Raw genomic sequence first — 25,851 nt, 5'->3', positions numbered from 1 at the left:
CCTCTCCCCTTGGCGCCCTCCGGCGCCTCTCCGCAGCCCCCCCGCCCCCGGGGGCGGGGGGGCTGCGGAGAGGCGCCGGAGGGCGCCAAGGGGAGAGGCCCGGTGGACCTCGGAGAAGAGCTCGCCGTGACTCGCAGGATCCGGCGCGACCTCCACCTCGAGGCCTCCGACGCCGCCAGCTGCACGGTTTGTTCACGGTAACAGGGCGTCTGCGCAAACTCAACGGCCCCCGTGAGCGGGGGTGGCATCCCTTCACGGCGCCTGCGGTCCGCGCGGTCGCTTTCGTCACGGAGGAAGGATCCGCGGCGCCCCGTGGAACGGCGCAGGCGACGTGGGCCGGATCGGACGTTCGTCGTGAGTCGTGATCAGCACCGCCGTCCCGAGCCGCCGTCCTCTTTCTTCCACCGCCGCTCGCGCCTCCGCCGCCGCTGTCAAGAGGGGAGAGACGGTCCGCGCCCCTCGCCTAGGGTGCCGGGATGCCCCGCACCCGGACGTCCCGCGCCGCCCTCGCCTGGCGGGAGGCGGTCACCGGCTCGCGCCTGATGCTCGCTCTCAAGACGGCGCTGGCGGTCGGCATCGCCTGGGCCGTCGCGCCGCTCGCTCCCGGAGTCGCGGAGCAGTACCCGTACTACGCGCCGCTCGGCGCCCTGGTCAGCATGTACCCGACCCTGATGGGCTCGGTCCGCACCGGACTGCAGACCCTGCTCGGCCTGGCGGCGGGGATCGGGCTCGCCGCCCTCGTGGTGGTCACCGTCGGCCCGACCTGGTGGACGATCCCGCTCGTCGTCGGGATCGGCGTGGTCCTCTCGGGGACGGGGTGGTTCGGCGCAGGCCGCGAGTACGTGCCGATGGCGGCCCTCTTCGTGCTGATCATCGGCGGGGCCGACGCCGAGGACTACTCCCTCGGCTACCTCGTGCAGATGGCGGTGGGCGTGGTGGTGGGGCTGCTGGTGAACGTGGTCGTCGCCCCCGGGCTCACCGTCGAGGCGGCCTCCGCCCGGGTCGACGCGTTCCAGCGCGAGCTCGCGGAGCACCTGCGCCAGCTGGCCGCCGCGCTCGAGGAGACGTGGCCGCCCGAGCACGAGGCGTGGGCGCGCAACGGCGAGGAGCTGGCCCGGACGGCGGAGGAGGTCCGCGCGGCCCTCGCGGACGCGGACGAGAGCCGCAAGGGCAACCCGCGCGCACTGCTGCACCGGCGCGACTCCCGACCCGACCACCTCCGCCTCGAGACGCTCGACGCGATCCTCTTCCACGTCCGCGATCTGAGCGGCGCCCTCGCGGACACCATCTGGGAGCGGCCGGGCGCGCTCCCGTTCGATCCGGCGCTCGGCCCGCCGCTGAGCGAGGCCTGCCGGGCGGTCGCCGACGCGATCGATCGCGACGACGTCGGGTCCCCCGCCGCGCACCGGGCGATCGGGGGCGCGGCCCGCGCGATCCGGCACCTCGTGCAGGTCGTCGACGAGCGGACCGCCGCGACCTCCCGGACCCTCGGGCCCGGCGTCCTCGCGGCGATGCACCTCCGCCGCGTCCTGGTGCGCCTGCAGCACGACGGCGCGGAACCGCAGGAGGAGTGAGGTCTGGCGCCTCCCGCCCCATACTGATATGGTGATGGGACATCGGGAGGACGGGGACGACGTGGAGCGGACGGTGACGACGACGAGCCTCCGTGGTCGCACGCCTGAGCGGGTGACCACGGAGGCTCGTCTGGCCTTCGGGCAGGCGCTACTCGCAGACGAAGAAGGCGACCTCCACGTAGCCCATCGTCTGCGAACGGGTGTCGACGTCGGAGTTCTCGACGGTCACGCCGGACGCGGCGAAGCTGCTGCCTCCTGCGCCCGTCGACGCGTTGGCCGCGTAGGAGCCGCCACCGCGCACCCACAGGGAGGTGCCACCGCCGGCACCGCCGAAGTAACCGCCGCCGCCACCACCGGACGCATAGGTCACCTGGCGGCTCGCGTTCGTCCTCGCTGCGCCGGCACCGCCGTCGCGCCCGGAGCCCGGGCTGCCGAGAACCGTCTCGGTCACGTTGACCGTCGTCACACCGGGCTGCCCCGGCCCGGTCTGGCTTCCGCCGGTGCTCGGGGCCTGCTCCGTGGAGCCGGTGCTGCTGTCCGCGCGCGAGACGGCGCTGTCGTAGCCGGAGCCGCCGACGGGACCGCCGGACCCCGCGTTCGGCCCGACGCGGGCGGACCGGGTGAAGTCGTTCGAGGTGAAGCCGGCTGCGCTACCGCCGCCGCCGCCCGCGATGACGAGCAGGGAGCCCGCGGCGGTGATCCCGCTGGCCCCGCCCCCTCCTCCGGAGCCGATGTAGCCCGGAGTGCCCGGAGCCCCGCCGTTGCCGAGCCCCCGGCCGCCGGCCTGGTTGCTGCCGCCCGAGCCCGCGGTGATGACGATCTCGGACGCTCCGCCGAGCGCGTCGACGGGGATGGTGCCCGTCACCCGCGCACCGGCGCTGGTGACGTCCGACCCGGTGCGGACGCCGCCGCCGTCTCCGCCGACCGCCGTGAAGCGGACCCACTGGGTTCCCGCGGGCACGGGGATCGTCCGGGCCGCGAGCGCGGTGGTCGAGGTGGCGTCGATGCGCTGCGCGTCCTGCAGGGCGCACTGGGGGGCGGTTGAGGCCGACGCCATCGGAGCGGCGATCGAGGCGGCCACAACAGGAATCGCCCATGCGGCGCCCTTCACCACGGTTCGGCGCTGGGTCAGACGATCGGGGGCGCCGGTCGGCGTGCTGGTGTCTTCGTTCTGCATCGGAGTCCTTCTGTCATCGTGCACCCCTGGGTATCGGGGGCAGAGTCGGGTGAGAGGCGCGGGAGGATGCCCGTGCCGCTCCGACAGAGTCGCCTGCTCCGCGACGGGGCACGCCGCTCGAGGCCGCTCTGGCGCGAACCTGCCCTGAGGCGGCGCGCCGCGCCCCCCGCGCCTCATCCTCAGCGACTTCTCCGCAGCGCCGACCAGTCGTGCACGACGTCGCAGATGCCCCGTCGGACTCGCCGATACGGACCCTCCGAGCGGGCGGCCCGACTCGCGAGCACCCCGGACCGAGCGGCCCGGAGAGCCCGCGACGGCCGAGCGCAGAACCCGACGTCAGTCCGGCGCCGGCCCGCGACGGCCGAACGGGCAGCCCGGCGTCAGCCCGGCGTCACGCCCCGACGGCCGAACGGCCAGCCCGGCATCAGCCCGGCATCAGCCCAGCGCCAGCCCGGCGTCAGCCCGCGTCGGCGAGCAGCGCCTCGCGGTCGAGCCGCTTCGCGTAGCAGCGGGCGCTCGGCTCGTCGCCCCAGTAGCCGTAGCCCGCGATCGGGTCGTAGCCGGCGCTCGCGTAGAGCGCCATCGCCTCCGGCTGCTCCGTGCCGGTGACCAGTCGGAGCAGCTCCACGCCCTCGCGGGCCGCCAGCCGCTCGACGCCGGCGAGCAGCACGCGGCTGAGCCCGCGGCCCCGCGCGGCGCTCACCACGAACATCCGCTTGATCTCGCCGATCCCGTCCTCGACCGCGAGCGCCACGCAGCCGACGAGCCCGCCGTCGACCTCGAGCAGCAGGGTCGGAGCGTCGGCGGGAGGGCGCGGACCGGTGTCGTCGCCGCCGTAGCGGGCGAGGAGGTCGGCCTCCTGCAGGGCGAAGAGGTCCGTGGCGGCCGGGTCTCCGGCCGTGGTCTCGATCAGGCGGTGCACGGCACGATGCTACGGCGCGGCGGCGAGCCCCGCGGCGATCCCCGTCAGCTGCTCGAGCACGGCCCGCACGGCCGAGCGCTCTAGCGTCTCGGGCCGGGCGAGGCAGTCGATGTGGCGGCCTAGCCCCGGGATCCCGAGCGGCCGCAGCACCACCTCCGGCGTGCGCCGCAGGTCGGTCGTGTACCGCGGCAGCAGCGCCACGCCGTCGCCCGCCGACACGACCGCCGCCGCGACCAGGAAGTCGTTGATCCGGTGCGGGATGCGCGCGTCGCCGCCCGCGAGGACCGCGATGGCGTCGATCGCCCGCTCCAGGGGGAAGCCCTCGTGCACCGCGACCCACTCCTCGTCGCGGAGGTCGGCGGGGCGGACGACGTCCTTCGCGGCGAGCGGATGGTCGCGCCGCAGCGCGAGGTCGAGCGGCTCGAAGAGGAGGGGCGTGGAGCGCACGGTCCCGGGCCACTCGGCGCTGCCGGCGAGCCGGTGCGCGACGACCAGGTCGTGATCCGCGGTCAGCCCGGCGAAGGCGCTCTGCGCCACGTCGAAGTCGGCGAGCGCGACGCCCGGCCGACCCGGTGCGCGCAGCGCCTCCAGCAGCGGGCCGAACATCGCCAGCCCCGCGCTGTGGAACGCGGCGACCGAGACCGTGCCGCTCGGCTCCCCCTCGAAGTCCGCGACCGCCCGGGCCGCGCGCTCGAGCGCCACCTCCACCTCGACCACGGCCGCCGCGAGAGCGCGGCCGGCGGGGGTCAGCGCGGTCCGGCGCCCGTCGCGGAAGGTCAGGGCCGTCGGAGTGCGGCGCTGCAGCGCGCTGATCTGCTGCGAGACGGAGGAGGGGGACACCCGCATCGCGGCGGCGACGGCGGCGATGCTCCCGCGCTCGCCGAGCTCCCGCAGAGCCCTGAGCTGTCCGAGTTCCATGAGTTCCAACTTACGCGTCGGCGAAGAAGATGCAGTCTTGTCCTTCGGGTCTCCGTGCCGCCACGATGAGCCGTGCACGCTCTCCTCTCCCGCTTCCGGGTCGACCTCCTCCTGCTCGTGGTCGCCGCCTCCTGGGGCTCGACCTACTTCGCGGCGAAGGAGCTCGTCACCGACTCGAGCGTGATGGCGCTGCTCGGCTCGCGGATGACCCTCGCCGCCCTGTGCCTGGCCGTGATCGTCGCGGCGCGGCGGCACCGGATCACCGCGGCGGAGTGGCGGGTCGGCGTGACCATCGGGGCGCTGCTCGCGACGATCTTCGCGCTCGAGACCTACGGCATCGCCGGCACCTCCGCCACCAACGCGGGCCTCATCATCAGCCTGACGATCGTGATCACGCCGATCCTCGACTCCGCCGTCTCGAAGCGCCGACTCCCGGGCCGCTTCCTGCTCGCATGCCTCGTCGCGGTCGTCGGGGTCGCGCTGCTCGCGGGCAACGGCTCCCTCCGCCCGCTCTCCCCCGGCGACCTGCTGATCCTCGGCGCCGCCGTCGTGCGGGCCGTGCACGTCACGTCGATGCACCGCCTCTCGGCGCGAGCGCCGATGGACTCCCTCCGCCTGACCACGGTGCAGCTCGGCACCTGCGCCGTCGTCTTCAGCGCCGCGTCGCTCGTCGTCGGCGTGCCGATCCCCGAGTACGTCGCGGGGCTCGACCCCGTGGGCGCCGGCCTGTTGCTCTACCTCGTCCTGGTCTGCACCGTCTTCGGCTTCCTCGTGCAGACGTGGGCGGTCCGCCGCACCTCCCCCTCCCGCGTCAGCCTCCTGCTGGGCACCGAGCCGGTGTGGGCCGCGGTCGTCGGAGTCGCGCTCGCCCGCGACCCGATCGCGCCGGTCGGCTTCCTCGGCATCGCGCTGATCCTCGCGGGCACGGCCTGGGGGCGCTCCCTCGAGCAGCGGACGGCACCCGACGTGCAGACCGCGGCGGCCGCTCCGGAGGCGCTGCTCGCCCCCGAGCCGGAGGACGAGCAACGGCGTCCCGTCGAGCGGTAGCCGGGTCAAGGGACTCGCGTGCGGCGTCCCGATGTGGGGGAATCGGGTCGGGAGGCGTCCGCCGCGGGCGCCGCCGGAGGAGGATCCATGTCGCTCAGCGTGCTGTTCATCGGCGGGACGGGCATCATCAGCGCCGCCTGCGTCCGCGAGGCGCTGCGGCTCGGCCACGACGTGACCGTGCTGAACCGGGGGCGGACGTCGCTCCGCCCGCTGCCCGAGGGCGTCCGCGAGGTGCAGGCCGACGGCCGCGACCGCGACTCCGTCACCGCCGCCCTCGGCGACAAGACCTTCGACGCCGTGATCGACTTCGTCGCCTTCACGCCCGAGCACGTGCAGCAGGACATCGACCTGTTCGCCGGCCGCACGGGCCAGTACGTCTTCATCAGCTCGGCCTCGGCCTACCAGAAGCCGCCGCGCAGCCTCCCGGTCACCGAGTCGACTCCGCTCCGGAACCCCTACTGGCAGTACTCCCGCGACAAGATCGCGTGCGAGGACCTGCTCGTGGCCGAGTACCGCGCGAGCGGCTTCCCGGTCACGATCGTCCGCCCCTCGCACACCTACGACCGCACCGCGCTGCCCGTCGATGGAGGCTGGACCGTCGTCGACCGGATGCGCCGCGGCCAGGAGGTGGTCGTCCTCGGCGACGGCACCTCGCTCTGGACGCTCACGCACGCCGACGACGTCGCCGTCGGCCTGGTCGGCCTCCTCGGCGCCTCCGCCGCGATCGGCGAGGCCTTCCACATCACCGGCGACGAGACGCCGACCTGGGACGAGATCCACCACGACCTCGCCGCGGCGGCCGGAGTCGAGCCGCGCCTCGTGCACGTCGCCTCCGACGCGATCGCCGCCGCCGACCCCGAGCTCGGTGCCGGGATCGTCGGCGACAAGGCGCACTCGATGGTGTTCGACAACGCGAAGATCCGCCGCCTCGTCCCGGCGTACTCCCCCTCGGTGCGCTTCAGCGACGGCGCCCGCGAGATCGTGGAGTGGTACGACGCCGACGAGTCGCGCCGCGTGGTCGACGAGCGGATGAACGGCCTGTTCGACGCGCTGATCGAGCGGTACCGGCCGCGCCCGCTGTGAGGGGCGGGGGGTGCGCGAGTCCGCCGACTCCGCCCCTCCCGGCCGCTGCACCCCGCTCGGCTCCTCCGCCCGCGCCGGCGCCCCCGCTCAGCCGATCGGCTCGAGCCGGACCAGGAACCCGCCCGGCACTCCCGGCTGCAGCTCCTGGTACTCGGACGACACGCGGTAGGAGCCCTCGCCGACCGCCGTCACGGTGAAGGCGTCGTCCGTGCGCGTGCCCGCGAGGAAGACGGTGTAGACATCGGTGCCGTCCTCGGCGGTGCGCTTCCCGGCCGCCGCGCCGACCCAGCGGTGCCCGCCCGGATCGGCCGTCGCCGTCTCCCCGAGGGTCGCGTCGATCGCGGCCGGGTCGACGCCCACGGTGCCGATCCCGTCCTGGCACTCCCGCCAGACGCCCGTGAATCCCGGGTCGGGGTCGGAGTAGCAGAACATCATCGACCCGTCGGGCGCGACGTGCAGGTCGCCGTAGCCGCCGACCACCGGCCCGGAGACGGGGGCGGCCGTGGGCCCGGTCGTCGGCTCGGGGTCGGCCGGCGCGGTGCACCCGGCGAGCGCGAGGACGAGCACCGCCACCGCTCCCGCTCGCCACCTCATGTGCGCAACCTACTGGAGCCGCGCCCCCGCCCGTCCGTGTGCCGAGCCGGGAGTCCGCCGGGAGCCGGCCCGCCCTCAGACCAGCCGGCGGCCGCTGAAGCGGTCGACGGGGGCGTCGTGGCGCATCGCCCGCTCGTACATCCGCCGGAACGGCTCGGTGAGCACGCCGTTCGTGCGGTCCAGCGAGTCCTGCCAGGCCACGATCTCCCCCAGCTGCGCGGCGAGATCCGCGCGGAGGGCCGCCTCGTCGACGGTGGTCGAGACGCCCTTCGAGACGACGATCCGGCCCGCGACGATCACGGTGTCGATCGACGAGCCGTTCTCGGAGTAGACGAGCTGGTTCTCGAGCCGCTGGCGCGGGGTGAAGTTCAGCGTCTCGAGGTCGTAGACGACGAGGTCGGCCTGCTTGCCGACCTCGATGCTGCCGGTGACGCCGTCGAGCACGGCGCTGCGCGCGCCTCCGATCGTTCCGGCCGTGAGCACCTCGGACACGGTCGGCCAGGTGGCGATGTCCGGATCCGTGACCTTGTGCAGGAGCGCCGCGGCCTTCACGACGTCGAGCATGCGCGGAGTGTCGCTGCTCGAGCAGCCGTCGGTGCCGAGGCCGAGGTTCACGCCCGCGTCGTGCAGCGCGCGCCACGGGGCGATGCCCGAGCCGAGCTTGAGGTTCGAGATCGGGTTGTGCGAGACGGACGTGCCGGCGGCGGCGATCCGCTCCATGTCGGAGTCGGTGAGCCAGATCCCGTGGGCGAAGGTCGTGTTCGGCGAGAGCGCGCCGATCCGCTCCATGTACTCGACCAGGGTCGAGCCGTAGGACAGCTCGCCGGTCACCAGCTGCGTCTTCGTCTCGAGGACGTGGATGTGGCACTCCGCCCCGTGCTCGAGCGCCAGCTCGGTCGCCCCCACGAGCAGCTCGGGCCCGCACCGCTGAGGAGCGGACGGGGCGACCATGTAGCGCAGCCGCCCGCCTCCCCTCCCGTGCTGGGTCGCGAACGCCTCGCGGCTGAAGGCGAGGTAGCCCTCCGTCGTCGGGCGCGACGCCGACCGCGCCTGGTCGAGGATCTCCGCGGGCACGTACTCCTCGAGGAACGGCATCGTCTCGTGGAAGGGCCTGCTGATCACGTGGCCCGAGATGTTGGCGCGGACTCCGATCTCGTCGTACGCGTCGAAGACCGCGGCGAGCTGCTCCGCGTCCTGGTCCGGGTTCTCGAGCACGTCGTCGACCAGGGTCGTGACCCCGGCCTTCAGCGATTCGAGGGCGAAGAGCGACGAGCGCAGCCGCACCAGATCCGGAGCGACGCGGCTGTTCCCGAGGATCGGGTACGACAGCAGCATCCACAGCTCGAGCGGCAGATTGTCGTAGCGGCCCTTGTAGAGGTACTCCCACGAGTGGGTGTGGGCGTTGACGAAGCCGGGGACGACCAGGCGGTCGCGCCCGTCGATCACCTCGTCGCCCGGCTCGGGAACGAGGCCCGGGCCGATCGCGACGATCAGCTCGTCGACGATGCGGATGCTCGCCGTGATCGGGACGGCGCCCGAGACCGGGTCCATGGTGATCACGGCGGCGTCGGAGAGGAAGAGGGGCATGGCGGTTCCGTTCGTGGTGCGGGGTGGGACGGGGCGGGCCGGCTCGCGAGGGGGCCGGCCCGCGGAGGGGCTCGGGCTCAGCCGCGGACGGGCTCGGGCTCCGCGGCGACCGGCGCGGCCGACTCCCGGCGCTCGACCCAGGCGGGAGCGTCCCGGCCGAGCAGGAGGTAGGCGATGCCGGCCGAGACTCCGCCCGCGAGCCACGAGACGTCGACGCCGCCGAGGGCGGTCGCGGCCGGACCCTGCAGGGCGGGCACCGAGCCGTTCATGAACAGCCAGGTCAGGGTCGCGCCGATCGCGAAGGAGAGCAGCGCCCGCCAGCGGACGTCCGGCAGCAGCGGCGAGCCGACCGGGGCGAACAGGTGCCCGAAGGAGCGGACGCGCGGCTCGAACACCGTGTAGTGCACCAGCACGATCGCACCCCACGGGGCGACCCAGCCGACGAGGCCGACCAGCCACGCGTCGAGCGTGGTGGCGAGGTCGTCCTGGAAGACGAAGAACACCGCGGCCGCGAAGGCCAGCACGCCGACGATGAGGCTGAGCGCGCGGCGCCCGAGCCGGATGTCGAGGGCCTGGGTCGCCATGCCGAACGAGTAGATGTTCAGGACGTTGGTCGCGATCGGGCCGTGCACCACCAGGAGCAGCACGGGGATCGCGAGGGCGCCGAAGTTCTCGACGATCAGCTCCCCGGGATCCACGGAGCCGTTCTTCGTCGCGAGGGTCGCGCCGAGGACGCCGAGCCAGACCACCGGGATGAACTGGCCGAGGACGCTGGCGAGGTAGAGCCCCCGCTTCGAGGAGCGGGGCCCGACGAAGCGGGAGTAGTCGCCGGCGTAGGCGAGCCAGGTGAGGCCCCAGCCGATGCCGATGGCGGTCATCACGATGGACATGGCCGCGATGCGGTCGCCGCCGGTGAGCGCGCCCTCCGCGGGGCCGGCGTAGGACCAGTCGATGTCGAGGAAGAACCAGGCGACGACCGACATGATCGCCAGCACCAGGAGGGTCGGCGGGACGGTCCAGCGCTCGAAGGCGGCGATCGCGCGGTAGCCGAGGAAGGAGATCGCGACCTGGACCGCCATGATCACCGCCGCCACCGCGATCTTCCAGCCGACGTTCGCCTGCTCCGGGTCGACGACGCCGACGGAGCCGAGGAGCGCGATGACCAGGTCGAGGACGATCCAGGTGTTGATGGCGCACCAGCCGATCACGACCACGGCCTGGATCGCGGCCGGGACGTAGTTGCCGCGCCGGCCGAAGATCGCCCGTCCCACGAGCATCCCGGTCGCCCCCGTCCGCTGGCCGAGGAGGACGAAGAAGCCGAACACCGCCATCCCGACGACGTTGCCGAGCACGAGGACGGTGACGGTGTCCGCCAGGCCGAGGCCCATGTTCACGCCGAGGGCGCCGAGCACCCAGTTGATGGGGGCGATGTTGGCGCCGGCCCAGATCCAGAACTGCCCGTCGAGCCGGGCGGTGCGTCGGGAGTCGGGCAGGGGACTCAGCGCGTCCTCGGCGTCGGCGGTGCCGTGCAGGGTGTCGGTGCTCATGGCGGATCCTCTCGGGGAGGGGGATGAAGGGGAGGGCGGGGCGCCCGGTGAGGCTCCACTCTCGTGCGGACCCGTTTCGGGCGGCGCGTCCGCGTGTAAATTCGCCGTGACGCGAGAGGACGTTCTGTATGGCCTACCTGCTGTCGGACGCGATGCGGGATCCGCGCCTCGCCGCCATGCTCCCGGTGGTGGCCGCCGGGCACGCGGCCGCCGAGCGCGCCGTGATCCGCTGGGCCCACACGAGCGAGCAGCTCGACATCGCGCCCCTCCTCCTCGGAGGCGAGCTGCTCCTGATGGAGGGCGCGCTCCTCTCGACCGACCAGGACCCGGCGGAGTGCCGCGAGTACGTGCGGTCTCTGGTCGACGCGGGAGTCGGCGCCCTCGCTCTCGAGCTCTCGCCGCGCCTGCCCGCGGTGCCGCCGCCGATCGTCGCGGCGGCCGACGAGCTCGGCCTCCCCGTGCTCGCCCTGCCCCGGCGCGTCCCCTTCGTGCAGGTCTGCGAGAGCATCAACACCCACCTCACCGAGCAGAAGTTCCGGAGCATCCGACTGGCGGACAGAGTGTCCGGTCTGCTGGCCGACGCGGCCTCCGGGGACGCCGGCGTCGACGAGCTCCTGCAGGTCGTCGCCTCCGCGACGGGCGCCTCCGCCTCGCTCGTCTCGCTCACGGGCGACGAGATCGCCCGCGCCTCGCCCGGGCCGGGCGTCGACACGGAGCCGACGGCCGGGACGTTCTCGAACGTGCTGCACGCGGGCGACTCCCTCCTGGGCACCCTGCATCTGCGGGCCCACGCCGACGCCGACCTCCACGCCGTCGCCGTCGCGCTCGACCGGGCGCCGGACGTCCTCGCGATCGCCGTGCTCCGGCACCGCCCGCCGTCGGTCACCGAGCGGCTGACCGCCCAGCTCTTCGCGATCGCATCTGTCGAGCGCGCGGACCCGGCGGCCGACCTCCAGATCGACGCCTTCCTCGGCCGCCTCGGCGCCGGCTCCCGGGAGCGCTACCTCGGCGTCCGGGCCGACACCGGTCACGACGACCGGCGGCTCCGCGCTCTGCTCCGCCTCCTGACGGGCGCAGGAGCGGATCCCGGCCCGGTGCTCTGCGTGGTCGGCTCCGAGCTGCTGGCGCTGCTGCCGTTCGCCACCGCCGCCGCGATGGAGGAGGGCCGCGCGGAGCTGCTGCGCCTCGGCGCCGCCCTCGACTCGGACGCTCTGCTCTGCGTCGGCAGCGGGCTCGGCGGGCAGGAGCGGGTGCCGCGGGAGCTGGCGGAGGTGCGCGGCGCGCGCGAGTGGGCGCCCGCAGGCGGAGTCGTCGACTCGCGCCAGTACCGCCTGGAGCGGTTCGCGAGCTCCCTGCAGGACGATCCGGAGGCGGACGACCTCGTCGAGGAGGTGCTCGGGCCCCTGCGCGCCCAGCGCGGCGAGCTGCTCGCCACCCTCGAGGCCTTCGCGTCGCTGTGGGGGAGCAAGACGGCGACGGCGGCCGCGCTCGGCATCGGCCGGCAGACCCTCTACGACCGGCTCGCGCGGATCGAGGAGCTGATCGGCCCGCTCGACTCGTCGCCGGCCCGCGCCCGGGTCGTCATGACCGCCGTCTTCCTGCACCGGGCGCGCGCGGCGCTCCCGGCGGGCTCGCCTCCGGTCGGGCGGACGTTCCCGCCTCCCGCCGAACGCTGACGCGGCCGGACGGGATCGAACGGCTCAGGCGGGCAGCAGCTCCGCGACGAGCGCCTGCACGCGGGCCCTGATGTCGTCGCGGATCGAGCGGACCTCCTCGAGCGGTCGGCCCTTCGGGTCGGCGAGGTCCCAGTCCTCGTAGCGCTTGCCCGGGAAGACGGGGCAGACGTCGCCGCAGCCCATCGTGATCACGACGTCGGAGGCCTGGACCTGCTCGGTGGTCATCAGCTGCGGGACGGCCTGCGAGATGTCGATGCCCTCCTCCGCCATCGCCTCGATCGCGATCGGGTTGATGCTGTCGCCGGGCTCGGAGCCGCCGGAGCGGACCTCGACGGCGCCGCCGGAGAGGGCGCGGAGGTAGCCGGCGGCCATCTGCGAGCGGCCGGCGTTGTGGATGCAGACGAAGAGGACGGTGGGGGCGGCCATCGGGGCTCCTGGTGTCGAGGGGCGGTGCTCGGAGGAGCACGGGGCGAGGGTAGCGCGCCCGGGCGAACGGCTCGCGGGCCCGCGGAGCCGCAGGAGACTCCGACGGCCGGGTCGGGAATATACCCCCCGGGGGTATGTTGCACTCCCTTGGACCGAACCGGAGGAGACACCATGACCGACCACGCCCACCACCACCCGACCACCTGGCGCGCCGCCGCCCTCGCGACCCTGCACTGCCTGACCGGCTGCGCGATCGGCGAGCTCCTCGGCATGGTGATCGGCTCCGCCCTGGGTCTGCCCGCCCTGGCGACGGTCGCCCTCTCGATCGTCCTCGCGTTCGTGTTCGGCTACGCGCTCACGCTGCGGGGGGTGCTCCGCTCCGGAGTGACGTGGCGCGCCGCCGTCGGCATCGCGCTGGCGGCCGACACCGTCTCGATCGCCGTGATGGAGGTCGTCGACAACACGGTGGTGCTCGCGATCCCCGGAGCGATGGACGCGGGCCTCTCGTCCGGCCTCTTCTGGGGCTCGCTCGCCGGCGCCCTGGCCCTGGCCTTCGTCGTCACGACCCCGGTGAACCGCCTGCTCATCTCCCGCGGCCGCGGCCACGCGGTCGTCCACGGCCTGCACGGCTGAGCCGCGCGGGTCTCGACAGGGCGCCTGCGGCGGCTGCTCGACCAGCAGGAGGCGCGTGCTGATCGAGCCGCCCGGGCCGCGGGCGCCGCGAGATCCCGTCGGCCGTCAGTCCTGCAGGCGGCGGTAGTGGCGGTTGCGGACCGAGAGGATCGCGCCTCCGATCACCGCAGCGAGGAACGAGCCGGCCAGGACGCCGACCTTCACATGGTCGTCGGACTCGCTGCCCGCGCCGAACGACAGCTCGCCGACCAGCAGCGACACCGTGAATCCGATGCCGGCCACGAACGCCATGCCGATCACGTCCACCCAGCGCAGCGACGGATCCAGGCCGATGCCGCGGAACCGGGTCAGGAGGAAGGTGCTCCCGGCGATGCCGAGCGGCTTGCCGAGCACGAGGCCCGCGATGATGCCCACGGCGATCGAGTCCTGGAACGAGTCGACCAGGCCCGCGACTCCGCCGACCGTCACTCCGGCCGAGAAGAACGCGAAGACCGGCACCGCGACCGCGGTCGAGAGGACGCTCCAGCGGTCGGCGAAGTGCGCGGCGAGGCCGTCGTAGACCGGGCGCCCCTCCGCATCCGACCCCACCTGCACCCGGGCGCGCTTCGTCGCGACGACCGGCACGGTGAAGCCGAGCAGCACGCCCGCGACCGTGGCGTGGATGCCCGAGGCGTGCACGAGCGCCCACGTCGCCACTCCGAGCGGGATCAGCACCCACCAGGCGCGCACGCCGCGCTGCACGCAGACCGCGAAGACCGCCAGCGGCACCAGCGCGAGCAGGAGCATCAGCACGTCGATGCCGGCGGTGTAGAAGACGGCGATGATCGTGATCGCGATGAGGTCGTCCACCACGGCGAGCGTGAGGAGGAACGTCCGCAGCGCCGGCGGGAGGAAGCGGCCGACCACGGCGATCACCGCGACGGCGAAGGCGATGTCGGTGGCGGCGGGGATCGCCCAGCCGTCCAGCGCGGCTCCTCCGCGGGGCAGGTTCACCGCGGTGAAGATCAGGGCGGGGACGGCCACGCCGCCGACGGCCGCGACGATCGGCACGAGCGCCGTCTTCGGGTCGCGGAGCTTGCCGGCGACGAACTCCTCCTTGAGCTCGAGCCCGACGACGAAGAAGAAGATCGCGAGCAGGCCGTCGGCCGCCCACGACCCGACGCTCAGCTCGAGGTGCAGGGCCTCGGGGCCGAAGCGGAAGTCGCGGACCGCGCTGTAGAGCGCGGACGCGGGGCTGTTGGCGACGATCAGGGCGAGGAGGGTCGCGGTGAGCAGGAACGCTCCGCCGACCGTGTCCTTCTGGAGGGTCTGGCGGAGTCCCCGCCAGATCGAGTGGGGGGCCTGATCGGCGGGCAGGGGCTGGTGCGGCATGAGGGGTTCCGTCCGGAGGGGTGGGTGAGCGCGGGGACGCGGCCGCGGGCTCCGGAGGAGGGGCGGTCGCGGGTCAGCCGCGCGGCGGCGGGCAGCCGGCGATCTCGCCGTGCGCGTTCGTCCCCCACGAGCTGAGCCATCCGTTCGTGCCCGAGGCGCGCTTGGTCAGCAGCTGCCGGGTCGGGTACGCCGCGGCGGCGCGCGCGCGGGCGCGGCTCAGCGGAGGGAGGGTCAGGGGCACCGCACCAGGGTACCGGTGGCACCCGCGAGGGGGCCGGGTGTGCACGAGCGCTCGGAGGAGGAGCCGTCTCTCCCGCTGCCGAGCCTCCCCGCCCCGTCCGCTCAGGGGACCTCGTGCCCCGGGCCCGACTGCCCGCCGAGCAGCGGGCGCAGCGCGGTCGCGACGGCGTCGGCGCGCTCCTCGCCGCCGAACCACGCGTTGCCGGCCCGCACGAGCGGGTAGGCGGCCGCGAGGAGGTCGCGCCCCGCCGGGGTCAGGGCGATCCGGGAGTGACGGCCGCGGCCGCGCTCGGCGCCCCGGTCGAGCAGGCCCCGCTCCGCCAGCCCGGCGACCAGGGCGGTCATGCTCTGCGGGCGGACGCCGACGGCGCGGGCGAGGTCGGCCTGCGTCAGCCCGTCGGCCGCCGAGAGCTGTGCCAGCACGCCGAACTCGACCGGGCTGAGCCCGACCGGCGCGAGCGCGTCGCCGACCCGCCTCGCCAGGTCGCGGGCGGCGCGGATGACCGTCCAGGCGGCGATCGCGTCGACGTCGTCGCGGGTCAGGGAGAACTCCGAGGACATGGACCGAGCGTAGCGGCGTAGTCTTCGAGTATCAGTTAGTTGATACCGAGGAGGAATCATGAGCGATGTGATCGCGATCACCGGAGTCACCGGCGACGTCGGCGGCAAGACCTTCGAGCGGCTCGTGGCGGCCGGCGCGCCCGTCCGCGCGATCGTCCGCCGGCCCGAGCAGGCGGCGGCCCTCGCGGCCCGCGGCCTCGACGCACGGATCGCCGACCTCGGCGACGGGGCCGCGCTGACCGCCGCCCTCCGGGGCGCCGACCAGCTCTTCCTGGTCACCGCCGCCACCCCGCGCCAGGCCGATCACGGCGCCACCGCCGTCCGCGCCGCCCAGGAGGCGGGCGTCCGCGCGCTCGTGCAGCTCTCCGGCGGCGACGCGGCCGAGCACTCGCCGCTCCCCTGGGGCCGCGCGATCTGGCGGACCGACGAGCGGGTGCGCGCCTCCGGGCTGCCCGCGACGATCCTCCACGCCTCGGGCTTCCTGACGAACCTCGAGCCCTCGGCGCCCGCGATCTCGCGCGGTCTGCTCCCGCAGACGATGGGGCGCGGCGTCATCCCGTGGATCGACACCGCCGACATCGCCCGGGTCGCCGCGCACGTCCTCGAGGCGGGAGGGCACACCGGCGCCGAGCCCGTCCTCACCGGACCGGCCCTGCTCGACGGACCCGGCGCCGCCCGCGAGCTGACCGCGGGCCTGGGGCGGCGCGTCCGCTACCTGCACCTGCCCAGCCGCGTGTTCGCCGGGGTCCTGCGCCTCGTCGGCATGTCCGCGTGGCAGGCGGAGGGGCTCCGTCGGCAGTTCGGAGTCGTCGCCCGCCGCGGCCTGGACGGCGTCGACGTGCTCACCGACGAGGTCGAGCGGATCACGGGGACGCCGGCCCGCTCGACGGCCGACTGGGCGCGGTCCCGCCGCTCCGTGCTCCTCGGGCGGGAGTAGCCGCGACCCCTGCACGCTCCACTCGGCACCGGTACCCCTACCCGCGGATCCGCCGCAGGCGCATCGTGGAGCCATGAAGCAGATCCAGTACGCCGGCGCGACCTTCCAGGTGGGGGACGCGGTCGCCGACGCACTCGTCTCCTACGCCTCCGGGCTCGCCGCCCACGGCCGCACCGACAGTGTCGAGCTCCCCGTGCTCGGCGGCGACGGCCACGCGACGGTCGTGACGCTGCTGCTCAACTCCGCGACGAGCCTCTTCGTCTCCGGCGCCGCAGGCCTCCTGCCCGGGCTCGACGAGAAGGCCGTCGCCGCCGACCTCCGCCAGCGGACGCAGTGGCTGGACGCGGTCCCGGCGGTCACCGCCGTGGAGCCGAGCGCTCCGGAGGACCTGATCTGGCTCGAGTTCCCGGAGGTCGCGGCCCTGATGGATCCCGAGACCGGCGCCCGCTCCCCCGCGACGCTCCACCTCGTCGAGCACTCGCCGCGGCGCGACTCCCTCGTCTTCACCGTCGTCTACGTCAGCACCCTCGACCGCGACCTGGGCTCGGGGGAGATCCGCCGGCTGCTCGAGACGAGCCGCCGCAACAACGTCGAGCACGGCGTCTCGGGGATGCTCGTCTTCCGCGGCCGCCGCGTGATGCAGCTGCTCGAGGGCGAGGAGTCCGACGTGCGCTCGCTCTACGCGCGGATCCTCGCCGACCCGCGGCACGAGGGCGTGGTCACCGTCTGGACCAGCGTGCACGAGCAGCGCCGCTTCCCGGACTGGTCGATGGGCTTCGACGAGCTCGACCTGCCCGTCGAGCGGCCCGCCTCCTGGCCCGAGCCGGACCTCCCCGAGCAGTCGATCGACGCCGTGGCGGACGACTACCTCCGCCGCCGGTCGGAGGCGCTGCGGAGCGCGCTGGTGAGCAGCGACCCCCTCGTCGCGAGCCTCGCCGTCATCCTGCACGGGCACCGCCCGGAGCGCGTCCTCGAGGGCGGCGCCGGAGTGCGGCTGCGCTGCGCCGAGTGCCGCGCCTTCGACGCCCACGACGGGTACGACTCCTACCCCTGCGCGACCGCGAGGACCGCGATCCAGGCGCTCGAGGCGGCCTGACGCGAGCCGGGCGGCCGTGCGGGATCACCGTCCCGGGCGCTCCGAGCGCACCCCCTTCCGCGGGTCTGCGCAAGCCCGTCCGCTCGCCCCGGCGCGCCCCTAGGGTGAGGCCATGACCGATCCCGGCGCGGCCCGCCACGACGTCCTCATCATCGGCGGCGGCAACGCCGGACTCTCGACCGCGGGACGGCTGCGGCGCTCCGGAGTGAACGACGTCGCGGTGATCGAGCCCCGGTCGACCCACGTCTACCAGCCGATGCTCTCCCACGTCGCGGGCGGCACCGCACCCGCCTCCGCGGCGACCCGGCCCCAGGGCTCGGTGACGCCGAAGGGGGTCGTCTGGATCCAGGACCGCGTCGAGACGGTCGACCCGGTCGCGCACACGGTCACCCTCCTCTCCGGCCGCACCGTCGGCTACGGGCAGCTCGTCGTCTGCCCCGGGATCCAGAAGGACTGGGCCGCGGTCCCCGGGCTCCAGGAGGCGATGGACTCGCCGTTCGGAGTGTCGAACTACGAGTACGAGTACGCCCGCAAGGCGTCGCAGGTGCTCCGCGAGGTCCGCTCCGGCACCGTCGTCTTCACGCAGCCCGGCGGCCCCGGCACCTGCTCCGGCGCCTCGCAGAAGCCGATGTACCTCGCCTGCGACTACTGGCGCGCGACCGGCGTCCTCGACCGCATCCGCGTCGTGCTCGTCGTGCCGACCCCCACTCTGTTCGGGATGCCGCTGATCGACTCCGAGCTCGAGCGGAAGGTGGCGGAGTACGGGATCGAGGTCCGCTACGGCCGCGAGCTGGTCGAGGTCGACGCGGCCGAGCGGCGGGTCGTCCTCGCCGTCGACGAGCGCGCGACCGCCCTCCCCGGCCCCGACCGCGCGCGGCGCTCGACCGACGGCCCGCGCGAGACGCTGTCGTACGACGTGCTGCACGCCGTGCCCCCGCAGTCGGCCCCCGACTGGCTGGCCGGCACCGGACTGGCCGCCGAGGGCGACGAGGGCGGCTTCGTCGAGGTCGACCCGCTGACCCTGCGGCACCCGCGGTTCCCCGACGTGTGGGCGCTCGGCGACGCGGCGGCCACGGTCAACTCGAAGTCCGGAGGAGCACTGCGCCAGCAGACCACCACGCTCGCGAAGAACCTCGTCGCCGCGCAGAAGGGGCGCCCGCTCCCCCGCGTCTACAACGGCTACTCCGTCTGCCCCTTCGTGGTCTCGCGGTCGAGCGTGGTGTTCGCCGAGTTCGACGACCGCTACCGCCCGAAGCCGACCGTCCCCTTCTGGACGGGCCTGGCGAAGGAGCGGCGCCTCACCTACCTCGCCGACCGCCGCGTCCTGCCGTGGGTGTACTGGAATCTGATCCTGCAGGGACGGGCCTGAGCGTCCTCTTCCGGACATGTCCGGAAGAGGCGCTTGCCGCTGCCGGAGGCGCTCCCGAGACTGAGGGGTCGGCACCACCGTCCGACGTGCCCCCTCGTCTCCTGGAGGACCCGATGCGGCCCAGCCCGACTCCCGACCGCTCCGGCACCGCGCGATGACGACCGCGCAGGACTGGGGGCCCTCGACCGACGCGGACTCCGCCGGCGGTCCGCCCGCCTCGCGGAGGCAGCGCGTGCGCGCCTGGATGCGCGGCGGCTCCTTCGGGCCGACCGGCCTCACCCGGCGCGGCTGCCTCCTGGTGCTGGCGTCGGTGCTCGTGGTGGCGGTGCCGGTCGTCGCGCTGACGCTCGCGCACGTCGACCCGCACGCGTCGCTGAAGGTCTGGATCCTGGCGATCACGCTGATCGCGCTGGTCGGAGCGCTGCTCCGGGTCGTCGCCGACGCCGGTCCGGACCCGCAGGCCGACCTCGACCGCGCGGGCAAGGCGGTCGGAGCAGTGGCCGCGGCCTACACGGCGCTGGCCGTGATCATCGACTGGGGGATGCTGCACCTCTGAGGCGCGGTCAGCGGGCCTCGTCGCGCGGGTCGTCCGTGCCGTCGGGAGCGCTGCCGATCACGTCCGGTGTGCCGCCGGTGCCGCCCTGCGCGCTCCCGGTCCCGCCCTGCGCCGCTCGCTCGTCCTCGCGCCGGCTGAGCCAGCCCGGGCCCTCGCGCCGCAGCCGCTCCGCCTCCGGACTCGGGACGGGCGGCGCCGCCGGCCGCCGCAGGAGCCGCACCTGCCGGACCGCGCCGAGCACCACTCCGGCGCCGAACAGCGGCAGGCCGAGCAGGAGCACCAGCCACAGCGGCGCGTGCCGGCGTCCGCCGCCGACGACCGCGCCGAGATCCCAGCCCGCGTCCGCCGCCAGCCAGAGCATCCCCGCCACGAAGACGGCGCTCACCAGCGAGAGCGCCCAGGGCTGCGCGAGGAGGAGCGCCTGCGCGCGCTCCGTGCGGAAACCCTTCGCCATGCGCCGATCCTAGGCGGGCGTCAGCCGGCGAGGATCCGGTCGACCAGCCCCTGCGCGTCGCCCTCCGCGGGAACGATCTGCACGGTGTCGCCCTCGATCGGCTGCATGACGGAGAGCGCAGACTCGACCCGGTCGCCCACGCGGAGGAGGAGCCGGGCGTCGGCCCCCTCGTCGATGGCCGCCTGGGAGCCGCGGCGCAGGAGGGCGGCGCCCGCCTCGTCGAACCGGACGTCGACGGCCCCCGTGCTCGGATCGGCCTCGACCGCGGCGACGCCCGCGCGGGTGAAGTCCTCGGGATCGACGAGGACGTCCTGCCCGCCGACCGGGACGCACTGCGGATCGGAGCCGGGCTCGCAGAGCGCCGAGACGGCGACCCCGAGGCCGCCGACGGGCTCCGGAGTGGCGGACGGGGACGCCGCGGGCGACGACCCGGCGGAGCAGCCGGTCAGGGCGAGCAGGAGGAGCGCGGCGGCTCCGGGGGCGGTGCGGCGGATCACGGGATCTCCTCGGGTCGCGTCGGAGCGCGCCACGATACCGAGGCTCCGGCGCTGCGGCCACTCGGCGGCACGGCTCGGGCGGAGCGGCTGCGGGCGGAGCGGCCGGTCCGCGGCACGGCCTGGGCGGGCGGCGGCGGCCCGCCCTCAGAGCCGGACGACCAGCTTCACCGCCGACACACCCTCGTGCAGCCGGTCGAGGGCGGGCTGCAGCGCGGCGAGCCCCTCACCCACCACCTCGGGCGCCGGGGCGCAGACGTGACGGCCCTCGGCGAGCGCCGCCGGCAGGTGGTCGCGCCACAGCATCGGCCCCACCTCGTTCGTCATCAGCGAGCCGCCCCAGACGAAGCGGGCGCGGATGCCGCGGCGACGGGCCGCGATCTGCAGCGCCGCGGTGCCGCCGACCAGGCGCAGCATCGTCCGCACGAAGGCGGCGCTGACACCGCGCCGGCGCGGGAGCGAGCCGAACGAGACGGAGGGGCTGGCCAGGGCGACGCGTCGCGCTCCGGTGCCCGCGGCCACCGCCACCGACGGGGCACCGGAGCCCGTCCCGATCGCGAGCACCCCCGCGACCTCGTGGCCCGCGAGCGCCGCCACCAGGTCGGCGACGACGGTGGGGCTGCGGTAGTCGAGCACGATCTCGGCGCCCAGCTCGCGCATCCGATCGTGGTTGCGGGGCGACGCGGTCGTCGCCACGCGGTGCCCGGAGGCGACGGCGAGCTGGATCGCGTTGCTCCCCACGCTCGTCGTCCCGCCCCAGACCACGACCGTCCTGCCCGTCGGCCGGACCGGGGCGCTCGGGTGCGGCAGGGCGAGGTGGTCCCGCTGGAACAGCGCCGTCGCCGCCGTCGAGACCGCGAGCGGCAGCACCGCCGCCTCCTCGAAGCCCAGCCGGTCGGGGATCGGCGCCGCCAGGTCCTCGCGCACGACCGTGTACTCCTGGAACGCGCCCTCGTCGCGGTTCCGCCGCCCGCGCTCCATCCCGACCGCGTACGCGACGACCCGGTCGCCGACGGCGAAGCGCGTCACTCCAGGGCCGACCGCCTCGACCACTCCGGCCACGTCCTCCCCGAGCACCGCCGGGTACGGCACCCACCGGAACATCAGATCGCCCGTCCACTGCTTCATCTCGTCGACCGGATTCACGGCCAGGGCGCGGTTGCGCAACAGGACCTCCCCCTGACCGGGGACGGGCATCGGAGCGGGGCGGACGACGAGGTCGGCCCGCGGGGCGGTCAGCAGGGCGGCGGCGTTCTCGGGCACGGGCGGCTCCAGTCGGAAGTGATGGCAGGACGTGTCGTCACTCTACTCCTGATGACACGTCGTGTCGTCAGCTATCCTGGGCGCATGTCACGCTGGGCCCCCGACGCCGCCCTCCGCCTCGAGCAGGCGGCGATGGAGCTCTTCGCCGAGCACGGCTACGCGGGCACCACCGTCCCCGCGATCGCGGAGCGCGCCGGGCTCACCACCCGCACCTTCTTCCGCCACTTCGCCGACAAGCGCGACGTCCTCTTCCTCCGCGAGCGCGAGTTCCCCGAGATCGTCGGCCGCCTGCTCACCGGCGCCCCCGCCGGCCTCGTGCCGATGGACCTCGTGATGCACGGCCTCGAGGCGGCCGCCTCGGGCGACCTCCAGACCTGGCGCGCTCAGATTTCCGCCCGTCGTGCCGTCGTGCGCTCCGAGCCGCAGCTGCGCGAGCGCGAGCTCCTGAAGTCGGCCGCCCTCGCCGAGAGCATGCGCGCCGCCCTCGTCGACGCCGGAGTCGCGCCGGAGGACGCGGCCCTCGCCGCCCTCGCGGCCTCCGCCCTCTTCGACCTCGCCCTGGAGCGCTGGCTCGCCGCACCCGAGGGGTCCCTCCTGGTCGACGTCCTCCGCGCCGAGCGCGCACGCCTCCGCGCGCTGCTCGCGCGCTGACCCGCACGACGCTGTCGAGACGTCGCGAACGGTCGTCCTCCGCGGCGGGAGGCGACCGTTCGCGACGCCTCGGACCGGCGAGCGGGGACGATCCGCTCAGAGCGCCCAGGGGAAGGCGGGGGCGTTCGAGCGGGCGCCCTGCGCGGCCTTCGAGCGGCCGGGCTCGCCGAGCTCGGCGAGCAGCGCCTCCGACTCGCCGACGAGGACCGCGAGCGCGCCGGGCGTGAACCAGTCGGGACGCAGGGCGAACAGGAGGTCCTCGGTCGCCGTGTTGCCGCTGGCGCCCGGCGCGAAGGGGCAGCCGCCGAGGCCGCCGAGCGCGCCGTCGACCACCGCGGCCCCGGCCTGCACGGCGGCGATCGCGTTCGCGACGCCCGAGCCCCAGGTGTCGTGGCCGTGGAACACGATCTCGCGCGGCGGGGACTCCGCGGCCACGCGCGACACGAGCGACGCCACCTGGCCGGCGTGCGCCTGCCCGAGCGTGTCGCAGACGACCACGTCGGCCGCTCCCTCCGCCCGCGGGTCGCGCGCGATCGCGAGCACGCGCTCCGGGTCGACCGGGCCCTCGAACGGGCAGGTGAAGGAGGTGGCGATGCACAGCTGGATCCGACCGCCGACGCTCTCGGCGAGCGCGAGCGCCTCCGGCATCGCGGCCATGCTCGCCTCGGTCGGCCTGCCGACGTTGGCGAGGTTGTGCGAGTCGGACGCCGAGAAGCAGTACTGGAAGCGGCGCGCCCCCGCGGCGGCCGCACGCTCGACGTGGCGCGGAGTCGCGACCCACACCCAGCACCGCTCCAGCTCCTCGGGAGTGAGCGCGGCGATCACGTCGAGGGTGTCGGCCATCGGAGGGACGAGGTCGCCGCGCGCGAGCGAGCCGATCTCGAGCTCGGGCACCCCTGCGGCGAGCAGCGTGCGCGCGAGGTCGACCTTGCGCTCGGTCTTCAGGAGCTTGCCGGTGAGCTGCAGGCCGTCGCGGAGGGTGACGTCTCGCAGGCGCGCGGAGGCGAGCGCGGTCACCGGCCGGCCTCCTCGGCAGCGGCGGCGGAGGGAGCGGCAGGAGCCCCGCCGGCGGAGGGAGCAGCGGGACCGGTGCGCCGGAGCATCCCCAGCACCTCCTCGGTGTCCTGGCCCAGGTCGGGCGCGAGCGAGCGGATGGGGAGGGAGCGGCCGCCGAGCACCGGCACGATCCCCGGGAAGCCCACGCCGCACAGGGTGCCGCCGGCGTCCTCGACGTCGAAGGCCTGGATCATGTCGCGCGCCGCGTACTGCTCGCTCGCGCTGATGTCGGCGGCCGTGTAGATCGGGCCGGAGGGGACGCCCTCGTCGTCGAGGACCGCGAGCGCCTCGGCGGCGGTGCGGCCCGCCGTCCACGCGCCGATCGCCGCGTCCAGCTCGTCGCGCCGGGCCCAGCGCTGCTCGTTCGAGGCGAGCGCCGGGTCCCCGCCCAGGTCGGCGCGGCCGATCACCGCCATCAGCCGCTGGAAGATCGCGTCCGCGTTCCCCGCGATCACGATGCTCGCCCCGTCGGCGCAGGTGTAGGCGTTGGTCGGGGCGATGCCCTCCATCCGCCCGCCGACGCGCTCCCGGACGATGCCGTGCGCCTGGTAGTCGGGGATCAGCGACTCCGTCATCGAGAACATCGCCTCGTGCAGCGCGACGTCGACGACCCGCTCCGCCAGCGGTGCCGGATCCAGCCCCGCGGAGCGGCGGGTCTCGCGCTGGAACAGCGCCATCATCACTCCGTAGCCCGCGTACAGCCCGGCGATCGAGTCGCCGATCGAGACGCCGACGCGCACGGGCGGCCGGTCCGGGTCGCCGACCAGCTCGCGGAACCCGCCCATCGCCTCCGCGACCGCCGCGAACCCGGGCCGGGCCGACAGCGGGCCGGTCTGCCCGAACGCGGAGATGCGGCCGATCACGATGCCGGGCCGGGCCTCGTCGAGCACGTCCGGCCCGATCCCCCAGCGCTCGAGCGTGCCGGGCCGGAAGTTCTCGAGCACCACGTCGCACTCGGCGACCAGGCGGCGGACGGCGTCCCGCCCCTCGTCCGTGCGCAGGTCGAGCGCGATCGAGCGCTTGTTGCGGTTGATCGTGTGGAAGAGGAGCGAGGTCTCGGACCCCTCGTGCAGCCGCCAGCGGCGCAGCTCGTCCCCCGTGCCGGGCCGCTCCACCTTGATCACCTCGGCGCCGAAGTCGGCGAGCAGTCGGCCAGCCGTGGGCGCCGCGATGAAGTTGCCGAGCTCGAGGACGCGGACGCCCGCGAGCGGGAGGGGTGCGGTCATGGCACGGCCTTTCGCTCCCGTCGAGGCTAGCGCGGAGGACGGCGCCACCCCCTGCCCTCACGCGGACGCCCGACCTACACTTGCCGGACATCATGCGCAGACACACCCTCACTCCGCGACCGGACTGGCGAGCCCGCTGCGACGAGATCGGCTTCAGCTTCTACGACCTCCCCTCCGAGGGCGGCCGCCCCTACTGGAACGAGTCCGCGGCCTACTCCTTCGAGCCCGCCGAGATCGACCTGCTCGAGCGCACGACCTCGGAGCTCTTCGACCTCTGCATGGAGGCGTGCGAGCTCGTGGTGCGGAAGGGCCGCTTCGCCGAGTTCGGCATCCCGCCCCGCTTCCACGACCTGGTGCGCACCTCGTGGGACGAGGACGACCCCACGGTCTACGGCCGCTTCGACCTCGCCTACGACGGCGCGGGCGCAGTGAAGCTGCTCGAGTTCAACGCCGACACCCCGACCTCGCTGGTCGAGACCGCCGCGGCCCAGTGGCAGTGGCTCGTCGAGACGAAGGGGCCCGACGCCGACCAGTTCAACAGCCTGCACGAGCAGCTCGTCGAGCAGTGGCGCCACCTCCGCCTCGAGCGCTGGAGCCTCGACGAGGGCGCCCGGCTGCACCTCGCGTCGCTGCACGACTCCGGAGACGGCGAGCTGATCGTCGAGGACGCCGACACCGTCGCCTACATGGCCGAGACCGCGGCGCAGGCCGGCTTCGACCCCAAGCTGATCTTCGTCGAGGACATCCGCTACGAGCTCGACGGCGCCGGCTTCCTCGACGGCGACGGCGAGCCGATCCGCCACGTCTTCAAGCTCTACCCGTGGGAGTGGATGCTCGGCGAGCAGTTCGGCGGCCTCCTCCTCGACCGGCGCGAGCGCACCCGCTGGGTCGAGCCGGCGTGGAAGCTCCTGCTCAGCAACAAGCAGCTGCTGGTGGTGCTGTGGGAGATGTTCCGCGGCCACCCGAACCTGCTGCCCGCCTCCGTGCATCCGCTGCCCGGCACCGCCCAGGTGCGCAAGCCGCGCCTGGGGCGGGAGGGCGCCAACGTGACGGTCCTCGACGCCGACGGCTCGGTCGTCGCCGAGAACGGCGGGAGCTACGGCGCCGAGGGCTTCATCCACCAGGAGCGCGCCGAGCTGGCCCGGGTCGACGGGAAGACCGTCGTCATCGGCAGCTGGATCGTCGGCGAGACCCCGGCCGGCATCGACGTGCGCGAGACGAGCGGCCTGATCACCGGCGACCTGGCGGAGTTCGTCCCCCACTACATCGAGGGCGGACGGAGCGACGGGGTCGCGACGGCCGCGGACGGCGCGTCGGCCGCCTCCCGCCCCGGGCACGGCGCTGACCCACGCCGACGGCGATCCCGTCGAGCGGCACTTCTTCCCGAGCGCGA

At 74.6% G+C, this 25,851-nt stretch carries 26 protein-coding genes; 11 read left to right on the top strand and 15 right to left on the bottom strand.

The genetic code is table 11. From position 1 onward, the window contains the following. Positions 1-476 precede the first annotated feature (476 nt). Positions 477-1,574, top strand: a complete 1,098-nt coding sequence (locus C5C50_RS14670; protein WP_104248337.1) for an aromatic acid exporter family protein — start codon at positions 477-479, stop codon at positions 1,572-1,574. A 148-nt stretch (positions 1,575-1,722) separates the two neighbouring features. On the opposite strand, the gene C5C50_RS14665 is transcribed toward C5C50_RS14670, so the two are convergent. The 3 genes from C5C50_RS14665 to C5C50_RS14655 form a co-directional block, all read right to left on the bottom strand. Beyond that, the gene (locus tag C5C50_RS14665) at positions 1,723-2,751 is read right to left on the bottom strand and encodes a hypothetical protein (RefSeq protein WP_104351504.1); all 1,029 of its coding nucleotides are present in this window, start codon (positions 2,749-2,751) and stop codon (positions 1,723-1,725) included. Between the two features lie 457 nt (positions 2,752-3,208). Continuing rightward, a complete protein-coding gene (locus C5C50_RS14660; protein ID WP_104226986.1) occupies positions 3,209-3,673 on the bottom strand; it encodes a GNAT family N-acetyltransferase in 465 nt (154 codons plus the stop codon). Positions 3,674-3,682: 9 nt separating this feature from the next. Next, the gene (locus C5C50_RS14655; protein WP_104222489.1) at positions 3,683-4,591 is read right to left on the bottom strand and encodes a LysR family transcriptional regulator; all 909 of its coding nucleotides are present in this window, start codon (positions 4,589-4,591) and stop codon (positions 3,683-3,685) included. Between the two features lie 72 nt (positions 4,592-4,663). On the opposite strand from C5C50_RS14655, the gene C5C50_RS14650 reads away from it, so the two are divergent. Both C5C50_RS14650 and C5C50_RS14645 read left to right on the top strand, forming a co-directional pair. After that, entirely contained in the window at positions 4,664-5,638 is a 975-nt protein-coding gene (locus tag C5C50_RS14650; protein WP_219814111.1) for a DMT family transporter, read from the top strand. A gap of 87 nt (positions 5,639-5,725) precedes the next feature. Further along, positions 5,726-6,721: an SDR family oxidoreductase gene (locus C5C50_RS14645; RefSeq protein WP_104273779.1), complete on the top strand. Its 996-nt coding sequence runs from the start codon at positions 5,726-5,728 to the stop codon at positions 6,719-6,721. A gap of 87 nt (positions 6,722-6,808) precedes the next feature. Here C5C50_RS14645 and C5C50_RS14640 read toward each other — a convergent pair whose 3' ends face one another. From C5C50_RS14640 to C5C50_RS14630, 3 genes are all read right to left on the bottom strand, one after another. Next, positions 6,809-7,315, bottom strand: coding sequence for a hypothetical protein (locus C5C50_RS14640; RefSeq protein WP_146082447.1), 507 nt, complete (start codon positions 7,313-7,315; stop codon positions 6,809-6,811). Between the two features lie 75 nt (positions 7,316-7,390). Next, entirely contained in the window at positions 7,391-8,902 is a 1,512-nt protein-coding gene (locus C5C50_RS14635; protein WP_104248340.1) for an amidohydrolase family protein, read from the bottom strand. Positions 8,903-8,979: 77 nt separating this feature from the next. Beyond that, positions 8,980-10,449, bottom strand: coding sequence for a cytosine permease (locus C5C50_RS14630; protein ID WP_104234359.1), 1,470 nt, complete (start codon positions 10,447-10,449; stop codon positions 8,980-8,982). 128 nt (positions 10,450-10,577) lie between these two features. Here C5C50_RS14630 and C5C50_RS14625 point away from each other — a divergent pair, with 128 nt between their 5' ends. Further along, positions 10,578-12,125 (top strand): PucR family transcriptional regulator, encoded by a 1,548-nt coding sequence (locus C5C50_RS14625; protein WP_104273778.1) that lies wholly within the window; start codon positions 10,578-10,580, stop codon positions 12,123-12,125. Between the two features lie 24 nt (positions 12,126-12,149). Here C5C50_RS14625 and C5C50_RS14620 read toward each other — a convergent pair whose 3' ends face one another. Then, positions 12,150-12,551 carry an arsenate reductase ArsC gene (locus C5C50_RS14620; protein WP_104222419.1) on the bottom strand — a complete coding sequence of 134 codons (402 nt, stop codon included), beginning with the start codon at positions 12,549-12,551 and terminating at the stop codon, positions 12,150-12,152. Between the two features lie 171 nt (positions 12,552-12,722). Between C5C50_RS14620 and C5C50_RS14615 the strand changes: the two genes are divergently transcribed. Further along, the gene (locus C5C50_RS14615; protein WP_104273777.1) at positions 12,723-13,184 is read left to right on the top strand and encodes a DUF4396 domain-containing protein; all 462 of its coding nucleotides are present in this window, start codon (positions 12,723-12,725) and stop codon (positions 13,182-13,184) included. A 105-nt stretch (positions 13,185-13,289) separates the two neighbouring features. Here C5C50_RS14615 and nhaA read toward each other — a convergent pair whose 3' ends face one another. The 3 genes from nhaA to C5C50_RS14605 form a co-directional block, all read right to left on the bottom strand. Next, positions 13,290-14,555, bottom strand: coding sequence for a Na+/H+ antiporter NhaA (gene nhaA / locus C5C50_RS14610; RefSeq protein ID WP_104273776.1), 1,266 nt, complete (start codon positions 14,553-14,555; stop codon positions 13,290-13,292). 73 nt (positions 14,556-14,628) lie between these two features. Next, positions 14,629-14,796, bottom strand: coding sequence for a hypothetical protein (locus C5C50_RS17110; RefSeq protein WP_181027217.1), 168 nt, complete (start codon positions 14,794-14,796; stop codon positions 14,629-14,631). 101 nt (positions 14,797-14,897) lie between these two features. Beyond that, a complete protein-coding gene (locus tag C5C50_RS14605; protein WP_181027218.1) occupies positions 14,898-15,356 on the bottom strand; it encodes a MarR family winged helix-turn-helix transcriptional regulator in 459 nt (152 codons plus the stop codon). A 58-nt stretch (positions 15,357-15,414) separates the two neighbouring features. Here C5C50_RS14605 and C5C50_RS14600 point away from each other — a divergent pair, with 58 nt between their 5' ends. The 4 genes from C5C50_RS14600 to C5C50_RS14585 all read left to right on the top strand — a co-directional run bounded on the left by C5C50_RS14600 (position 15,415) and on the right by C5C50_RS14585 (position 19,314). Next, a complete protein-coding gene (locus C5C50_RS14600; protein ID WP_104273775.1) occupies positions 15,415-16,293 on the top strand; it encodes an NAD(P)H-binding protein in 879 nt (292 codons plus the stop codon). A gap of 73 nt (positions 16,294-16,366) precedes the next feature. Next, positions 16,367-17,389 carry a BLUF domain-containing protein gene (locus tag C5C50_RS14595; protein WP_104234353.1) on the top strand — a complete coding sequence of 341 codons (1,023 nt, stop codon included), beginning with the start codon at positions 16,367-16,369 and terminating at the stop codon, positions 17,387-17,389. A gap of 112 nt (positions 17,390-17,501) precedes the next feature. Further along, on the top strand, positions 17,502-18,758 hold the full coding sequence (locus C5C50_RS14590; RefSeq protein ID WP_104273774.1) for an NAD(P)/FAD-dependent oxidoreductase: 1,257 nt from the start codon (positions 17,502-17,504) through the stop codon (positions 18,756-18,758). Positions 18,759-18,912: 154 nt separating this feature from the next. Next, positions 18,913-19,314: a hypothetical protein gene (locus C5C50_RS14585; protein ID WP_104226999.1), complete on the top strand. Its 402-nt coding sequence runs from the start codon at positions 18,913-18,915 to the stop codon at positions 19,312-19,314. A 7-nt stretch (positions 19,315-19,321) separates the two neighbouring features. Here the strand turns inward: C5C50_RS14585 and C5C50_RS14580 are convergent, their stop codons facing one another. From C5C50_RS14580 to C5C50_RS14570, 3 genes are all read right to left on the bottom strand, one after another. Beyond that, positions 19,322-19,768 (bottom strand): hypothetical protein, encoded by a 447-nt coding sequence (locus C5C50_RS14580; RefSeq protein ID WP_104255608.1) that lies wholly within the window; start codon positions 19,766-19,768, stop codon positions 19,322-19,324. A gap of 20 nt (positions 19,769-19,788) precedes the next feature. Then, the gene (locus tag C5C50_RS14575; protein WP_104261081.1) at positions 19,789-20,265 is read right to left on the bottom strand and encodes a hypothetical protein; all 477 of its coding nucleotides are present in this window, start codon (positions 20,263-20,265) and stop codon (positions 19,789-19,791) included. Between the two features lie 144 nt (positions 20,266-20,409). After that, positions 20,410-21,525: a zinc-binding alcohol dehydrogenase family protein gene (locus C5C50_RS14570; protein ID WP_104273773.1), complete on the bottom strand. Its 1,116-nt coding sequence runs from the start codon at positions 21,523-21,525 to the stop codon at positions 20,410-20,412. Between the two features lie 84 nt (positions 21,526-21,609). Between C5C50_RS14570 and C5C50_RS14565 the strand changes: the two genes are divergently transcribed. Then, positions 21,610-22,176 carry a TetR/AcrR family transcriptional regulator gene (locus C5C50_RS14565; protein WP_181133946.1) on the top strand — a complete coding sequence of 189 codons (567 nt, stop codon included), beginning with the start codon at positions 21,610-21,612 and terminating at the stop codon, positions 22,174-22,176. Between the two features lie 96 nt (positions 22,177-22,272). Here the strand turns inward: C5C50_RS14565 and C5C50_RS14560 are convergent, their stop codons facing one another. Beyond that, entirely contained in the window at positions 22,273-23,193 is a 921-nt protein-coding gene (locus tag C5C50_RS14560) for a hydroxymethylglutaryl-CoA lyase (RefSeq protein ID WP_181133945.1), read from the bottom strand. After that, positions 23,190-24,458 (bottom strand): CaiB/BaiF CoA-transferase family protein, encoded by a 1,269-nt coding sequence (locus C5C50_RS14555; protein ID WP_104273771.1) that lies wholly within the window; start codon positions 24,456-24,458, stop codon positions 23,190-23,192. Before C5C50_RS14555 ends, C5C50_RS14560 begins: the two co-directional genes overlap by 4 nt. 92 nt (positions 24,459-24,550) lie before the next feature. Here C5C50_RS14555 and C5C50_RS14550 point away from each other — a divergent pair. Next, on the top strand, positions 24,551-25,851 hold a 1,301-nt coding region (locus tag C5C50_RS14550; protein WP_104273770.1), incomplete at its 3' end, for a glutathionylspermidine synthase family protein.

The sequence above is a fragment of the Rathayibacter sp. AY1D9 genome, assembly GCF_002932395.1.
In the GTDB taxonomy this organism is placed as follows: domain Bacteria; phylum Actinomycetota; class Actinomycetes; order Actinomycetales; family Microbacteriaceae; genus Rathayibacter.
This window is presented reverse-complemented; position numbering and strand designations above follow the sequence as displayed.

What these genes read in the sequence shown, in the direction of transcription:
- C5C50_RS14615 (WP_104273777.1), top strand. Translation starts at nt 12,723, where the DNA reads ATGACCGACCACGCCCACCACCACCCGACCACCTGGCGCGCCGCCGCC.
- C5C50_RS14600 (WP_104273775.1), top strand. Translation starts at nt 15,415, where the DNA reads ATGAGCGATGTGATCGCGATCACCGGAGTCACCGGCGACGTCGGCGGC.
- C5C50_RS14590 (WP_104273774.1), top strand. Translation starts at nt 17,502, where the DNA reads ATGACCGATCCCGGCGCGGCCCGCCACGACGTCCTCATCATCGGCGGC.
- C5C50_RS14655 (WP_104222489.1), bottom strand. Translation starts at nt 4,591, where the DNA reads ATGGAACTCGGACAGCTCAGGGCTCTGCGGGAGCTCGGCGAGCGCGGG.
- C5C50_RS14565 (WP_181133946.1), top strand. Translation starts at nt 21,610, where the DNA reads ATGTCACGCTGGGCCCCCGACGCCGCCCTCCGCCTCGAGCAGGCGGCG.
- C5C50_RS14665 (WP_104351504.1), bottom strand. Translation starts at nt 2,751, where the DNA reads ATGCAGAACGAAGACACCAGCACGCCGACCGGCGCCCCCGATCGTCTG.
- C5C50_RS14580 (WP_104255608.1), bottom strand. Translation starts at nt 19,768, where the DNA reads ATGGCGAAGGGTTTCCGCACGGAGCGCGCGCAGGCGCTCCTCCTCGCG.
- C5C50_RS14620 (WP_104222419.1), bottom strand. Translation starts at nt 12,551, where the DNA reads ATGGCCGCCCCCACCGTCCTCTTCGTCTGCATCCACAACGCCGGCCGC.
- C5C50_RS14640 (WP_146082447.1), bottom strand. Translation starts at nt 7,315, where the DNA reads ATGAGGTGGCGAGCGGGAGCGGTGGCGGTGCTCGTCCTCGCGCTCGCC.
- C5C50_RS14635 (WP_104248340.1), bottom strand. Translation starts at nt 8,902, where the DNA reads ATGCCCCTCTTCCTCTCCGACGCCGCCGTGATCACCATGGACCCGGTC.
- nhaA (WP_104273776.1), bottom strand. Translation starts at nt 14,555, where the DNA reads ATGCCGCACCAGCCCCTGCCCGCCGATCAGGCCCCCCACTCGATCTGG.
- C5C50_RS14630 (WP_104234359.1), bottom strand. Translation starts at nt 10,449, where the DNA reads ATGAGCACCGACACCCTGCACGGCACCGCCGACGCCGAGGACGCGCTG.
- C5C50_RS14605 (WP_181027218.1), bottom strand. Translation starts at nt 15,356, where the DNA reads ATGTCCTCGGAGTTCTCCCTGACCCGCGACGACGTCGACGCGATCGCC.
- C5C50_RS14595 (WP_104234353.1), top strand. Translation starts at nt 16,367, where the DNA reads ATGAAGCAGATCCAGTACGCCGGCGCGACCTTCCAGGTGGGGGACGCG.
- C5C50_RS14555 (WP_104273771.1), bottom strand. Translation starts at nt 24,458, where the DNA reads ATGACCGCACCCCTCCCGCTCGCGGGCGTCCGCGTCCTCGAGCTCGGC.
- C5C50_RS14670 (WP_104248337.1), top strand. Translation starts at nt 477, where the DNA reads ATGCCCCGCACCCGGACGTCCCGCGCCGCCCTCGCCTGGCGGGAGGCG.
- C5C50_RS14625 (WP_104273778.1), top strand. Translation starts at nt 10,578, where the DNA reads ATGGCCTACCTGCTGTCGGACGCGATGCGGGATCCGCGCCTCGCCGCC.
- C5C50_RS14645 (WP_104273779.1), top strand. Translation starts at nt 5,726, where the DNA reads ATGTCGCTCAGCGTGCTGTTCATCGGCGGGACGGGCATCATCAGCGCC.
- C5C50_RS14585 (WP_104226999.1), top strand. Translation starts at nt 18,913, where the DNA reads ATGACGACCGCGCAGGACTGGGGGCCCTCGACCGACGCGGACTCCGCC.